Genomic DNA, 14,082 nt, shown 5'->3' with positions numbered 1-14,082 from the left:
GTTCTCAATTACCATTTGATGCAATTCTTTTTACTTTTACCTCCTTTCTGACTAAATTATAGAATGATAGCGGTTACATAAAAACCTGACAAATTAAAGATTAATCTCTAATATGTTTAGATCTATATCTGCTTTCCTTCTAAAAATCGACTTGTACCTATAAGAAAACAAATATGCAAAAAGCCGCCCAGAAGGGCGGCTGTGAAAGTAAATGCTATGCTTAGAAATTATCTAATACCTTTCAACCTCTACTGCGTCATCTGTACCCTCAACCCACATATAATAGCGTGTTTTATCTTTATATATGCGTACTTTCGGATACAACGAATAGGATTGAAGGCTAAAAAAATTTGGCTCAACTTGCTTCCATACTTCACCATTTAAGAGTTGATAACTATTCCTTATACTGTATCCATTAAAATATTCGATCTCAGTATCAACATAATCAGTCACATTGTTTTGGAGATAATCTAAATAAGTAATAAGAGGGTCCAATCTATTTATTTCTTCATTTAGCTGTGAGAATGGAACCTTTATATCTATGAATCCCTCTGACAATTCTGCAACTTGAGAGGGATAAAATCGAACAATTATACCATTATCGTAGTAATAAAATGGTGTGGAAGAGTTTATTGGAATATCATATATACTCTTTTCATAAATTGTAATTCCCTTATTATACTTGAGCTGAAGGTTATGAGATAAAATAGACACAAGATTGGCCTTTTTTTGATCAGAATCTACTACATCGTATAATGTAATTCGGTCACCTGTTGCAAGATCAAAATTATAAATAATGGATACATATGTTCCTATATTATCATCGCTGTAATTGAGTCCATCTGTGTAAGCTACAGATAATATTTTATTATTATTGTAAGTAGTTTTCACGCTCGTTTTGTACCAAGCTACACTATTATTCTGTTGGAGTGCCTTATTGCCATTAGCTACTTCTACTGTATGTTCCTTTAAAGTATCATTTATTTTTTTTATAACTATTGCATTTCCACCACTAATTTGAACATACGGTTGACCTTTATAGGTATGTACAGCGGTTTTAACTGTTGTTGAAGCTTCCGTTGAATTTGATGAGAATAATACGTAACTCGTTAAGAATAATAGTGTTGCCAAGATTAATTTCTTCAATATGACCTTGCACCCCCAACATTTCTATACCATCTGTGTATTTACTCAATAATAAAAGTTTACCATTTTGAATTCAGTTTTTTGCTCAAATATTGTAGCTGTGTAAGCTAAATGATCTCCCCTCCTTTTTTTTATTTTACCATTAATTTTATTTTTGAAGGAACTATCTATATCTCAAAATGTCATCTTAACACTTTTTTTAAGAAGTTATATCCTCCCCTTCCCCGTTTCTACCCCGTATCTTTTTAATGACTTGATTCGTTTACAAAGAGATACTATTTCTTTCTACGGAGGATTAATATTATGGAAATTTCAAAGGGAGTCGAAATGCTCCATCTGGACTATCATGGGAATGTGATACACCCTATTCTTTTAAAGGATCAAGAAATGACTATTCTAATAGACACTGGTTTTCCAGATCAATTTAAGGATTTACGTGTGGCAATGGAGAAGGCTGGCGTTTCAATAGACCAATTAAATGCAGTTATTTTGACCCATCAGGATGTCGATCATATAGGGAATCTACCGGAGATTTTACAGACGCGTGGCAACGCTGTTTATGTATATGCACACGAATTGGATAAGCCGTACATCCAAGGGGAACTGCCTCTGATAAAAGATGGTCACCTGGATAATCCGCCAAAGGGCACAGTAAACCATACTTTAATAGATGGTCAGGAACTGCCGTTTTGTGGCGGGATTCGCGTTATTCACACGCCTGGACACACACCCGGTCATATCAGTCTTTATTTGAAGGAAAGTAAAACGCTCATTGCCGGGGATTCCATGTACAGTGTAGAAGGTATACTTGGTGGAATTCACGCCCCGACTACACCGGATATGAACGCAGCAAAGCTCTCGTTGAGAAAATATGCAGATTTCGATATTACATCTGTCATTTGTTACCACGGGGGATTAAGTAATGTAAATGTGAAAGATCAGATAGCAGCACTCAACCAAAATTAAATTTTCAATATACACTATCGGTGAGTATTATTCAGTTATTTTAAAACCAGACTGCTCATTTTGCTGTCATTATAAATCATAAAGACGCTTCTTCAGGTGCTCGCCACCCGTGGGAACGTCTTTTTTCGTTGAAGAGAATAAGCAAATCATTGGACATTTTTGTTGCAAACCCATAATTGTTCGTATACAATAAAACAAATTAGTTGTTCTATAAATATAGAACAAGAAAGAACAGGGGGAAATTCGAGCTATGAACTACAAAGTGGAAGTTGATTTCGCGCCCATTTATGAATGTGTAAGCAGCCTGACGGTTTTCATGAGTAAACAGAATCATAATGCTCTGGATGCTGGAAAACTATGGGTCAGAGAAGTACAAGATCGGTTCGCACCTGCCAAACTACAACAAATGCGGGAGACGATGAAACTTGTAGATGATTTTAGCCTTGCACCTTATATTTGGAGTTGTCCCGGTGAACGCTCAGTGAGTGGTTTTTTGGATTGGCTTGAAGACCTAACCACGGGCCAGCTATATGACATCGCTGCTAATGTGAAGTTGTCCGTTCCCTCCAATCTCCCGGAACTGCGCAGCCGGACATCCGAAGCGCTGCGTGAATGGGATACCCACTATTTCAGCCAAATTGATTCGGCGATTATCGAAGGTCTCGCCTTAGAAGCTGAAACCAGACAGTCCAGTTTAAACGGAACCAATGACTTAGAGGTCTATGAGGAGGCAACAGAAGGTATGCGTCTATACCCCACCCCTCTGCTCAAACAAGTGATTCTAATCCCTCAATATCATGCTCGTCCCTTTGTCACCTCAGCCATCTTTGATGAAGTGATTTTCACAAGTTACTCTGCCGATATTCTCCCACCAGCAACGGGTCGGCCTGAACATCGGTTGTTGCGTCTAACGCGAGCTTTGTCCGACGAGACCAGATTATATATCCTCCGCCTGTTGGCTGGAAGGCAGTTAACATTCACTGAGATCGTTAGCGAGGTTAAACTTTCTAAAAGTACGGTTCACTACCACCTGATTTCATTAAGGGCAGCGGGGCTTGTCATCGTGCATTATAACCAGAAAACGACCTCTTACAGCTTGCGTTTAGAAGCTCTCAACAAGCTTTCGGAACAGATTTCAGCTTATATTGAAGAATGATGATCATGCCCTTTAACCTACGCACACGGAGGAACACTCATGCTTAAGCGCAGTTATTATGGTTTACTAGCGACTGTCACTCTGAGTTCATTTGGTGACGTATTTGGTCTTCTGGCTATGGAATGGCTTGTCTATGAAATAACTGCATCTAAGATGGCCATGGGTGCGATGGCACTAAGCTTTAGCATTCCAGAAGTGGCCATTCGGTTGCTCGGCTCGCCGTTAGCCGATCGGTTACACCGAGGGCGGTTCATGGCAGTGCTTGCTTCTGTTAGGTTGCTTGCTCTCTTATTACCGCTGAGTCTGGGACTCGCAGGCCACTTGCAATTATGGCATCTTTTCCTGGCCGCAGGACTAAGCGGGGCATGTTCTGCCCTATTCATGCCCACCGCAATGGCAATTATTCCCGGAGTATCAGATAAACACAAATTGGTGCGTGCATTCGCGGTAATCGACGGCTGCCGTAATGCAGCTGCTTTGTTGGGCCCAGCCTTAGCCGGAGCTCTTACTGCCGTAGCTGGGGCGTTGCCAACGCTCGGCATCAACGCCGTTTGTTACACCGCCGCCATTGCCACGTTGCTCTATCTGCCCACAATGCAGAAGCCAGTAGCAGCTAAGTCCTCATTTTCAATTAAGGCTTATTTCAGAGATATCCATGAAGGTTTCTCCTTTTATCGTAGTTTCCCGGCCATGCTTTCGATTATGGGAATGGTTTCGATCAGCAACATGTCTTCTGTAGCGATCTGGACGATGATGATTCCTTTTGTTCGTGAAGTGTTAAATCGGGATGCCGCTGCTATGGGTACACTCACCACTGCTTCAGCATGTGGCACATTAATAGGACTTTTGGTCATCTCGTGGATGGGTGAAATCAAAAGACGACGGACAGTTATGTTGTGCAGCCTAGCCGCCATCGGGCTTTTTAACGCCTTACTGGGCCTATTCCCGAGTTATCCGTTTGCGCTCGTTGCCTTATGTGCCGCTGGTGCAGCAGGACCTTTCTTTGGTTCTCTCAGTTCAGCTTTGCATGGTACACTTGTCCCCGGACCTCTTCAAGGCCGAGTCAACTCAATACGGTTCCTCATTGGTGGCGGACTACAGCCTGTAGGTGCTTTTGCAGGTGCAGCGGTTGCAGAACTCTATGGTCTGCCTTTCTTATTCTTGTCTTTGGGTCTGCTCCCCTTGCTTTGTTCGGTCGCCGCAGCTTTCCTTCCCAACCTGAAGAATTTAAATGGTGATTTATCTACTTTACAGAATAGAACACAATTCAATTCTCATAACAAGGTAATTAACACATTATAGGAATGTCATTTTTTTAAAATAGGTGAATCTCTGGATTAGTTGTGTGTATCCGCTATAGCTGACTTGTAATCTACAAATCGGATACACACCGCACAAAAAAGAACGACAATCCCGATCAAGGTTTTGTCGTTCCTCATTCATTTAAATTTTCTTTCCTATATCTTCTCCGCTACAGCAGTTCGAACTGAAGCTGAGGTTCTGTTATCTCAGTTTTCCCTTCCAGCTGTACAGCGCCATATCCCAATTCCAGAACCGCAGCAATTCGCTCGTTGCCTAACACGCCAAACTTTTCAGCACGACTCCGGTCGTACATCCAGTCATGCAACGTACTGCGCACACCCAGGCCCTGTTCATGGGCAAGCAAACGAAAATTTTGGATCAGACAGCAGACAGCTGCAAAGTCCTCTTCCCGCTTATGATGATCCGCCTCTTCCTTCACCAGAACCAGAAGATACGCTGGAGCGTGCTCCTGCATTCCCTGCATGAGTTTCCCATTACGATTATCGGCAAAAATAAATCGCCACGGCTCACGAAGTCCATCATTTGGCGCCCACACGGCGTGATTGAGCAATTCAAGGATTAGCTCCTGTGATACCGGTCGATCCAAAAAATATTTCGGACTGTGTATGCCCCCTTGCAGATCGGACAATTCCATATTTACATCCTCCCTTCTACGTAGTCTGACCCTGAAATACAGTCCACTTTTGCTCAGCTGGTGTTCTTTTCCGGCTTCTTGGCGCTTTGTCGTAATATCCCATATGAAGAATGCCAACAAATCTTTCATCCTCACGCAGTCCAATTCCTTTGAAAAAGCCTTCATTCTGAATCATGGACTCTGTATCCCACAGCATTCCTAACCCTTTTTCCCATCCCAGCAGTTGGAAGCTCTGCATCATCCCGCAGGCAGCCGCATAATTGCGGTCATTGGTCAGACGATCCGGTCCTACAGTCGACATAACAATGACATGAGCAGGAATATCGGTAAACCTCTTTTTAAACACATCCAGCAGTTTTCCCGGAATCAACTTGCCGAGCTTGCTCTGCGACATCTGTTCCAGCATGCAGTCAACCAACCGTTTGCGTGCTTCGGGAGTTCCGGCATAAACAACACGCCATGAGCCAGATTCAACAGATGTTTGAAGCCGTGTAGCCTTGTGCAGCAATTCAACAACCAACTCCTGTTCCACCGGTGTAGAATTACATTTACGAATACTTCTGCGTTCCCTGATCAATTCTGCCAGACTCAAGTGTTTCACTCTCCTTCAGTTTATCTGGATTCCATATCCATGCTGCTGTCTTGAAGAAATTGAAGTATTATTTTCAGCTCCGGTTCCGAATATTTGTCCAAAGAACGATAGAACCGTTCAGCCTCAAGTACATGTAAACGTTCATGCAGTTCAAAGATCTTTTTGCCTTGTGGTGACAACCGGAAGTAGCTCTCCTTTTTGTTGTCATTCATTTTCGTACGTTTGACGAATCCTTCCTCCAGCAGTTTGTTGCCGATCTTGGTAATACTCGCTTTGGACAAATTCATCGCCTCAGCAATACCTGTGTTGTTTATAGGCTCATGCTTGCCAATGCAATCTATCATATGAACCGCGGTCAAATGCTGAGGGATTTTGTCCATGCTTTCCCGCTGGGCGATACTTAGAAAATGTTCAATTTCCGTATCCTTGTGATTCTCATATACATGTAAAAACCGGATAAATTGGTCATACAGTAACTGTTTTGTTCGATCGTTTGAATCCATTCTTCAATCGCTCCTTATTTACTTATAAACAATAAAAAAACCTTGAATGATTAAACTAATTCAGGAAATTAATCTGAAATAGTTTACTTGTTAACAATATATCACGAGTGAGAACAGTTATCAACTATTTCCTCTGGTAAAAGAAAAAAATTAGAATTAAGCCCTAGGCTACCTTACTGCTTGGGAAATGGCATCTTACATACAGAAACATTTTCTATTTTGATAACGTCTACATATTCAAATAATTAATCCTTAGTGGAGGAGCCTATGTTTAAAAAAATCACTATTTCCTTGCTGACAACGACTCTGCTCATCCTGCCGAGCTTTGCGGCTACCGGGGAAGCTGCAAACCAGTACATCACAATGGATACTGGCATGCTACAAAATAATCGTGTTCTAATTCCGTTACGGGCAGTGTCCGAAAACTTGGGAGCGGAAGTTAACTGGAACAAAGAACTAAAAAATATCACCATGACCAAAGGTGAAACGACAATACTTTTGACCATTAACTCTAAAAAGATACTGGTTAACCAAGAGGAAGTTTCTCTGGATGTTCCTGCGGAATTAAACGATAACACCACCTATGTCCCGGCGCGGTTTATCAGTCAAACTTTAGGCGCTGACGTGCAATGGAATCAACAAACCAGCCAAGCAACAATCACTCTGGATGGCACGCAAATACAGGTGACGATGGCAAAACCCAAAGTGCAAGTGCCCAATACAAAGAGAATAACGGCCAAACAACAGCAAATCTTCGTTGATAAATTAAATGAAGCGACAAACCTGTCTTCCATTAAGCAAATTCGGACATACTTTAGCGCCTATTTTACAGATCGTTTTATCAACGAAATTATTCGGGATAAAGGGCTGGAATACAACTTTAAATTCAAAGTCATCAGCCAATCCGGTCTGACTTACCGTGACAGCAATACAGCTAGATTAAGTCAATACTCGGGTTCTAGTTCCGTTTACGGTAACAAGGAAACACTCTACCGAAGTGCCACACTCGTCTATACAAATAAGGGCTGGAAAGTAGATCGTGTTGAATTTTCATTAATAGACGAGATACTTAATCCTTAAGATCATCTCTCTTGATAAGAGAAATCCATTAACTATTGAACAATTTTGCTTTTTCAAGTACTATCAATCTAAACAATTTAATCGATCATATGTAACTGGCGAACACGGTGAACCGTGAGGGAGCATATGGTTTTGTTAATAAGCCGTACGCCTGGGCAGAGGTAAGGAATATTTATTTCCTTGCCTCTTTTTTATGTTGAAAGGGCGATGTGAAAATGAGTACTGACAAACTGATCTTGAATGGACAAACGGTAGCGGATTTTATGAAGGAAGACATGGCCTCGAAGGTTGCCATTCTTAAGGAAAAAGGCATTCAGCCTTGTCTCGCTACAATTCTCGTCGGAGATGATCCTTCTTCAGCGACTTATGTGCGTATGAAAGGAAATGCTTGTGCTCGCTTAGGCGTGCAATCCATTAAGGTCGTTCTTTCTGCGGATACCACCACGGATGAATTAATTCAAGAAATAAACAAGCTAAATGATGACCCTTCCGTACACGGTATTTTGCTTCAGCACCCTGTCCCGAATCATATCGATGAAAGAGCAGCTTTTGATGCCATTAGTATCGAGAAAGACGTTGACGGTGTTACGACTCTCGGTTTTGCACTTAATGCTTTTGGAGACGCAGAATTCCCTTCCTGTACACCACAGGCTATTATGCGCATTTTGGATTTCTACAATATTCAGATCGAGGGCAAACATGCAGTTGTCATCGGAAGAAGTCCAATTCTGGGCAAACCTGTCTCAGCCATGCTGCTCAACCGGAATGCAACGGTGACGATTTGCCACTCCAAAACCGTGAATCTGGAAGAAATCGTGAAGCTTGGCGATATCATAATTGCAGCCGTGGGCAAACCGCTCTTTGTTAAAGGAGACTGGATTAAACCAGGTGCTGTCGTTATTGATGCAGGTTATAACAAAGGCAACGTCGGAGATGTGGACTACGAAGCTTGCTTTGTTCCTTCTTCAGCAATTACACCTGTACCGGGCGGTGTTGGTCCTGTAACGATTGCGACGCTCATTGAACATACGATTAAATCTGCCTACAAGCTGTCTGAAAATGCATAATTGAATTAGCCAAAAAACAAGGTCCCTCCAGTTGACGAGGGGCCTGTTTTGTCTTTGAATAAGCTCGAATTGAAAATAAGAAAATATATAGATCTTTTTTTCTCTTTTTACAAACGGACCATATCTATATTATTATGAACAAGGCTTAGGAAGGAGATAAACATAACTTGAAACCTTTAGTACAGCTCCTGCATTTTGGTTATCATCAGGCGATGAGTTGCATTTTTCCTGTGGCGATCTTTGGAACGTTGGCCCTTTCTAGCGTAATTCAGATACCCTTTCTTTATCGCTATGATGCCATTCTGCTTGTTTTATTAGCAGTACAATACCTTATGTACCGGAGCGGATTGGAAACACGTGATGAAATCAAAGTCATATGTATATTTCACGTGATTGGATTGGTACTGGAGATGTATAAGGTGTGGATGGGATCCTGGTCATACCCTGAGCCTGGTTATACCAAGCTCTTTGGCGTTCCCCTTTATAGCGGATTTATGTATGCAAGTGTAGCAAGCTTTATGTGCCAAATATGGCGCAGATTGCGTATGGACATGACAGGCTGGCCTGGGTTTGCATCTTCGGTTCTGTTAGGAGGAGCCATCTATATCAACTTTTTCACACATCATTTTATTCCCGATTTTCGTTGGTGGTTGACCGCTCTGGTATTTATTGTTTTTCGTAAAACATGGATTATCTATCGGGTACGATTAACTACCTATCGAATGCCGTTAACGCTCGCTTTTGTCATCGTAGGTTTTTTCATCTGGACTGCTGAAAATATAGCTACATTTTTTAACGGCTGGAAATACCCTGACCAGCATGACTCCTGGCAACTGGTCAGTTTTAGCAAGATCAGTTCGTGGTTCCTTTTGGTGATTATTAGTGTCATCATTGTGGCCCAACTGAAATATGTCAAAGCTAATCGAAAATAATGAGTAGGAGGATACAATGGAAGACTTTATTTTGTGGTTGAAATATGTGTTATTAGGTATCGTACAAGGGGCTACAGAGCCTATTCCGGTTTCTTCAAGCGGACATTTGATTATCGTTCAACGACTGCTTGGCATGCAGCAGAACGGATTATCCTTTGAAATTTTGACAAACACAGCCTCACTGATTGCCATTATGTTTATTTTTCGGGAAGATATCAAAAAACTTATTGTAGGAGGCTGGCGATTTCTAGTCTCTCGCAATGCGGAGTACAGAGCAGATTTTATGTTTTGTCTATACATAATCATTGGTACCCTGCCTGCTGCGATCGGGGCTGTGCTATTCAAGGATAAAATTGAAGAAATATTCACTTCTGTCTATACGGTTGCGATTAGTTTACTGATCACAGGGGTTGCGCTGTGGCTTATTCGAAACCTTCGCGGGCGCAAAAGAGATGGGGATTTGTCTGCGAAAGACGCAGTACTGGTGGGTCTGGCTCAAGCGGTGGCTCTTATTCCGGGAATAAGCCGCTCTGGTGCAACAGTGATTGCATCTATTGCTGTCGGGATGAAACAAGAAACGGCGTTGAAATTTTCTTTTATGCTCTACATTCCGATCAGCATTGGCGGGGTAATATTAGGGGCTTCTGACATTGTAACCGATCCGCACCGAGCGCAGTTAGCTATACCTTACATTTTAGCGTTCATTACGACCCTTATCGTAACCTACTTTTCAATGAGATGGTTCATGGGAATTATGGCAAGAGGGAACTTGATTTACTTTTCATACTATTGCTTCGTAGTCGGAATTCTTTTACTTATTTTTTTGTAAACCCGAATTTTCCTTGTAACGTATAAGGGAACAACCCTAAACAGTGGGTTGTTCCCTTTTTATTGTCTTCCAGACTTGACGATCTCGCCCTACTCGCAGGTTCCGTACGAACACTCTTTAACGTTCTCCAAGAACCATGGCGCCCATGCCATTCGGATCATCCATTTGTTTATGGGTTACGATTTCTCCTTTATCGTTGAATCCCTTCATTTCATACGGAATTGTTGCAGACGAGGGCAGTGATACAAACCAGATTATGCTTTCCGGCCCCACCTCAACCAACTTGGCTTCGGCAACTACTGGTTTCTCATTTCCCTCAAACTCGACTGTTACACGCTGAATAGCCGGGTCTAATATATGTCCAAACAGCATAGGGAAAGGTGTCGATATGTGACTCAATTCAGGTATGCTCATGTAATCCAGTGCAGACGTGAATTGAGATGATTCACCAATGGAATATCCGCCACCCCATGCCCACTTCCATCCGAATATTATTTTCCGAGCATACTCCATCTGAAGATTGCTGTTATTTTCCTGACCCGTTTTTTGTTTGAACAAAATTATGCCGCCGTCTACCGGTTCTTGATGAATGATTTGTAATGAATCATCATTATTTCTAAACTTTCGGATCGCTTCTTCAGCAGTTTTTCCTATAGGAATATGCATGGTTTCACTCATTCCCATTGCTTTGGACATGCGCCGATCGGCTAGTCCGCCAGGTCTGTCATTAACATAAACAAATGCGATGCACGTTATGAGCAAAAGTAAAATGACTATCGCAGTAATTCGAATGATTCGTTTTCTTCGCATTTTTGGCATTACGATGTCCATTCACTCCTTAAGATGACGATGACGACTATTCGCCCTGAACCGTAGATAAGGAAACAAGGACCGGACTAGCGAAATCGGAAGCTTCTTCCCCTTTGGGATTGTGAAGACGGAATAAAAAAGCGTCACCTTTTTCTGATTTCCAGACCATATAATCGTTTATCCCTTTTTCACCTGAAGCTTGAAGATAAAGCTCGGCGAAACCAAGCGGGTGCTCAATCAACTCGCCACTATAATCAGTCACCGCACCGAATTTTTCCAAGTTCTCTTGACCAGTTGTCTTAAGCTTTTCCAGATCATAATCTGAGGGCAGTGGTTCAATATCCACATAGTAGTCGGGATTGCTTGTCAGCGACAAGCGGCCTTTGGCAGCATCAAAAGAAAACTTCTCGAACACGTACAATGTAAAACCTTCCCCTTGATGCAAGGTGGCCGTTTGTGATGAATTCCCCTCCCCTGTCATCAAATCAAAACTTTCTGTTTGCGGTCGTGTCGTTTCAGATGTTTCCTCATTTTCTGTGGTTGGAGCTGTAACCGACTCATTTGTTGGTGCTGATGGTTCAGAGGTTGCAGGCAGCTCTGTTTCTCCAGAGCAAGCTGTAAGTGCAACAAACATAACGAGTATCGGGATTTTAATAAAAACAGAACGAAGTTCTTTCAATTGTATCACTCCTTACAAGTTTAATGGTCAATATGTTATTACCCATGGAAGCGCATGGAAACCATACGATTGCCCCTACTCACTCCATTCTCCACCTGAACAATATGTTATGTTTAAAACGAAAAAAAGTCGCCATAATGGCGACTTTTTACGTAATTTAGATTGTACAGATTGTAAAATTAATTGAACTTATAGGTCCAAAATGCTTCTCTTCCAAACCGATTTCGGATTTGTTCATCGTCCAAATTCCCCTTGCCGACAAGTTCCGGCGCTTGGAATTGTGAACGGTGAGCTCGAATCGACGCCATTTTCTTGGCAAGGAATCCGCTCACGTCTTCAATCACATCCGCTTTCCCGATACTCTCTTCGTGATTGTTCGAGAATGCGCAGCAGTACACAATAGGTCTCTCCTCTGCGGGCAATCGACCAATCGTTCGCGTAACCGCGGCTCCGGTTGCATCATGATCGGGATGCACACTATACCCCGGATAGAAAGTAATGACCAGTGAAGGGTTAAGCTCCTTGATCAGGGCTAAGATGTGGCCATCTAGCAGCTCAGGGTCTTCAAACTCGATCATTTTATCATGAAAACCGAGCATCCTTAAGTCTTGAATACCAATCGCATTGGAGGACTCTATGAGTTCATCCTTACGGATTATTGGCAAGGTGACCCGGTTGGCAAATGGAGGGATGCCCATATTACGTCCCATCTCCCCTAGAGTCAGGCAAGCATAAGTGACTTGAGCACCGCCTTCTATGTACTTCGCCAACGTTCCCGAAGCAGTGAATGCTTCATCATCGGGATGGGGAAACACAACTAAAATGCGCTGATGTTCAATCTGTTTGTTATTCATGCTTATTTGATCCTCCGCTTTCATCAGAACAATTCCCGACTAAGTTGTAAAGCTACAACCAGCTTTCCTTGACTATCGTGACCAGCCAGAATGAGTCGTTCTTGTTCCAGCTCGTCAATGTGTGTAAGTCCTTCAGCGTATATCCAGCCGTGAGTGGTTTTTAAACCAACTCGGTATGGGCCTGTGCCCGAGATAGATCCTTGCGTATATCGTATGACCGCATTGGAAATGAATGCCGACCCCGGATGCCTTGTGCTATCGAAGTGACTGGCGTAAGCACCTGACGTGAGTTCGAGGTGTAAATATAGGTCCTGATCGAGAAGTTGATTGATCCGGTGTTGGATGTCTTGAGGCTCTATTGGCTGCATGGCGGCCTCCTTTTTAATAAAAAGTAACGTTCTACATCCATTTTAACATATGTCCCGTGAGAATAAACATGGAATGAGTGAGCGAATGTTTGGAATACTCTCTATTTACTGTTTTCTAAAGAATCCTCTTCCTTCTGCACGGGTTCGGAGCACTCTCTTCTTAACAGGGCAATTTCATGTCGATAAGGTGCACTTTTATATTTTATTTTGCCAATCGACGGCGTCTCAAGCAGTTTCGGAATTGACACGAGCTGGGGATGATGTACGATATTATCCAAAGTCTGAAGTCCGATATGTCCGTGCCCAATGTTTTCATGGCGATCTTTCCTCGATCCCCGCACATTCTTGGAGTCATTGATATGCAGTACTTTTAATCGATCAAGGCCAAGCACCTTATCAAACTGCTCAAGTACCACATCAAAATTATCAACAATATCGTATCCGGCATCATGAACATGACAAGTGTCCAGACATATGGAAATCCGTTCATTCCGCTGCACGCCATCGACAATCTGTGCCAGTTCTTCAAAGCTTGTTCCGCACTCTGTTCCTTTTCCCGCCATCGTCTCCAACGAAATCTGTACCTCCGGGTGATTATCGTCTTGTAATACTTCATTTAATCCCCGGATTATTTGTCGAATACCGATGTCCAATCCAGCATTTACGTGGGCCCCGGGGTGAAGAACAAGCTGATTTGATCCCAGCGCTGCCGTTCGTTCGATCTCGTCTCGCAGGAATTGTACGCTAAAATCAAACACCTCTCGTTTGCAACTATTCGCCAGATTAATCAGGAATGGAGCATGCACGACAATATTGGAAATGCCATGCTGCTTCATGTGCAAATGACCTGCTTCTATATTATATTGCGAAATAGATTTTCGTTTCGAATTCTGCGGTGCGCCAGTGTACATCAGAAAAGTAGATGCACCGTAAGAAGCGGCTTCTTTACTAGCCTGAAGAAGCATCTCTTTTCCTCCAAAGGATACATGCGATCCAATCAGCAGATCACTACTTTTCATCATTACCAACCACCCTCTCCTGTTGAAACCATCATTCAATTATCAATGAAATGGGTTGGATTGGCTAATGGGAAATGACGGTGGTGAAGGAGATCAGAGGAAGGCATCATTTGGTCGCAATAAC

At 42.5% G+C, this 14,082-nt stretch carries 16 protein-coding genes and 1 riboswitch; of the genes, 7 read left to right on the top strand and 9 right to left on the bottom strand.

All coding sequences use genetic code 11. The annotated features are described in order from the left end of the window. Window positions 1-231: 231 nt before the first annotated feature. Window positions 232-1,131 carry a hypothetical protein gene (locus BLS14_RS05320; protein WP_176854356.1) on the bottom strand — a complete coding sequence of 300 codons (900 nt, stop codon included), beginning with the start codon at window positions 1,129-1,131 and terminating at the stop codon, window positions 232-234. Window positions 1,132-1,449: 318 nt separating this feature from the next. Here BLS14_RS05320 and BLS14_RS05315 point away from each other — a divergent pair, with 318 nt between their 5' ends. The 3 genes from BLS14_RS05315 (at window position 1,450) to BLS14_RS05305 (ending at window position 4,570) form a co-directional block, all read left to right on the top strand. Then, the gene (locus BLS14_RS05315; protein WP_072732837.1) at window positions 1,450-2,112 is read left to right on the top strand and encodes an MBL fold metallo-hydrolase; all 663 of its coding nucleotides are present in this window, start codon (window positions 1,450-1,452) and stop codon (window positions 2,110-2,112) included. A 316-nt stretch (window positions 2,113-2,428) separates the two neighbouring features. Next, window positions 2,429-3,268, top strand: a complete 840-nt coding sequence (locus tag BLS14_RS05310) for an ArsR/SmtB family transcription factor (RefSeq protein ID WP_176854354.1) — start codon at window positions 2,429-2,431, stop codon at window positions 3,266-3,268. A 39-nt stretch (window positions 3,269-3,307) separates the two neighbouring features. After that, entirely contained in the window at window positions 3,308-4,570 is a 1,263-nt protein-coding gene (locus BLS14_RS05305; protein WP_090949915.1) for an MFS transporter, read from the top strand. 169 nt (window positions 4,571-4,739) lie between these two features. On the opposite strand, the gene BLS14_RS05300 is transcribed toward BLS14_RS05305, so the two are convergent. The 3 genes from BLS14_RS05300 to BLS14_RS05290 are packed head-to-tail and all read right to left on the bottom strand — an operon-like array spanning window position 4,740 to window position 6,320. Then, window positions 4,740-5,225, bottom strand: a complete 486-nt coding sequence (locus tag BLS14_RS05300; RefSeq protein ID WP_063565029.1) for a nitroreductase family protein — start codon at window positions 5,223-5,225, stop codon at window positions 4,740-4,742. A gap of 16 nt (window positions 5,226-5,241) precedes the next feature. After that, a complete protein-coding gene (locus BLS14_RS05295; protein WP_256336156.1) occupies window positions 5,242-5,826 on the bottom strand; it encodes a nitroreductase family protein in 585 nt (194 codons plus the stop codon). A gap of 11 nt (window positions 5,827-5,837) precedes the next feature. Continuing rightward, the gene (locus tag BLS14_RS05290; protein WP_063565031.1) at window positions 5,838-6,320 is read right to left on the bottom strand and encodes a MarR family transcriptional regulator; all 483 of its coding nucleotides are present in this window, start codon (window positions 6,318-6,320) and stop codon (window positions 5,838-5,840) included. A gap of 267 nt (window positions 6,321-6,587) precedes the next feature. Here BLS14_RS05290 and BLS14_RS05285 point away from each other — a divergent pair, with 267 nt between their 5' ends. The 4 genes from BLS14_RS05285 to BLS14_RS05270 all read left to right on the top strand — a co-directional run bounded on the left by BLS14_RS05285 (window position 6,588) and on the right by BLS14_RS05270 (window position 10,228). Beyond that, window positions 6,588-7,400 carry a stalk domain-containing protein gene (locus BLS14_RS05285; RefSeq protein WP_072732833.1) on the top strand — a complete coding sequence of 271 codons (813 nt, stop codon included), beginning with the start codon at window positions 6,588-6,590 and terminating at the stop codon, window positions 7,398-7,400. An 81-nt stretch (window positions 7,401-7,481) separates the two neighbouring features. Continuing rightward, window positions 7,482-7,564: riboswitch (ZMP/ZTP riboswitch) on the top strand. A 51-nt stretch (window positions 7,565-7,615) separates the two neighbouring features. Beyond that, window positions 7,616-8,467: a bifunctional 5,10-methylenetetrahydrofolate dehydrogenase/5,10-methenyltetrahydrofolate cyclohydrolase gene (locus BLS14_RS05280; protein ID WP_072732832.1), complete on the top strand. Its 852-nt coding sequence runs from the start codon at window positions 7,616-7,618 to the stop codon at window positions 8,465-8,467. Window positions 8,468-8,634: 167 nt separating this feature from the next. Beyond that, on the top strand, window positions 8,635-9,399 hold the full coding sequence (locus BLS14_RS05275) for a DUF817 domain-containing protein (protein WP_072732831.1): 765 nt from the start codon (window positions 8,635-8,637) through the stop codon (window positions 9,397-9,399). 16 nt (window positions 9,400-9,415) lie between these two features. Beyond that, the gene (locus BLS14_RS05270; RefSeq protein ID WP_063565034.1) at window positions 9,416-10,228 is read left to right on the top strand and encodes an undecaprenyl-diphosphate phosphatase; all 813 of its coding nucleotides are present in this window, start codon (window positions 9,416-9,418) and stop codon (window positions 10,226-10,228) included. 117 nt (window positions 10,229-10,345) lie between these two features. Here the strand turns inward: BLS14_RS05270 and BLS14_RS05265 are convergent, their stop codons facing one another. The 5 genes from BLS14_RS05265 to BLS14_RS05245 form a co-directional block, all read right to left on the bottom strand. Then, window positions 10,346-11,059 carry a hypothetical protein gene (locus BLS14_RS05265; protein WP_083584587.1) on the bottom strand — a complete coding sequence of 238 codons (714 nt, stop codon included), beginning with the start codon at window positions 11,057-11,059 and terminating at the stop codon, window positions 10,346-10,348. 25 nt (window positions 11,060-11,084) lie between these two features. After that, window positions 11,085-11,726: a hypothetical protein gene (locus BLS14_RS05260; RefSeq protein WP_371121351.1), complete on the bottom strand. Its 642-nt coding sequence runs from the start codon at window positions 11,724-11,726 to the stop codon at window positions 11,085-11,087. A 170-nt stretch (window positions 11,727-11,896) separates the two neighbouring features. Then, window positions 11,897-12,571: a bacillithiol biosynthesis deacetylase BshB2 gene (gene bshB2 / locus BLS14_RS05255; protein WP_072733489.1), complete on the bottom strand. Its 675-nt coding sequence runs from the start codon at window positions 12,569-12,571 to the stop codon at window positions 11,897-11,899. 23 nt (window positions 12,572-12,594) lie between these two features. After that, complete coding sequence (locus BLS14_RS05250) at window positions 12,595-12,939, bottom strand: YojF family protein (RefSeq protein WP_024631702.1); 345 nt, start codon at window positions 12,937-12,939, stop codon at window positions 12,595-12,597. Window positions 12,940-13,040: 101 nt separating this feature from the next. Further along, window positions 13,041-13,961 (bottom strand): deoxyribonuclease IV, encoded by a 921-nt coding sequence (locus BLS14_RS05245; RefSeq protein WP_244552075.1) that lies wholly within the window; start codon window positions 13,959-13,961, stop codon window positions 13,041-13,043. Between the last annotated feature and the right edge of the window lie 121 nt (window positions 13,962-14,082).

Source organism: Paenibacillus sp. OK060, assembly GCF_900101205.1.
Lineage (GTDB): Bacteria > Bacillota > Bacilli > Paenibacillales > Paenibacillaceae > Paenibacillus > Paenibacillus marchantiae.
This window is presented reverse-complemented; position numbering and strand designations above follow the sequence as displayed.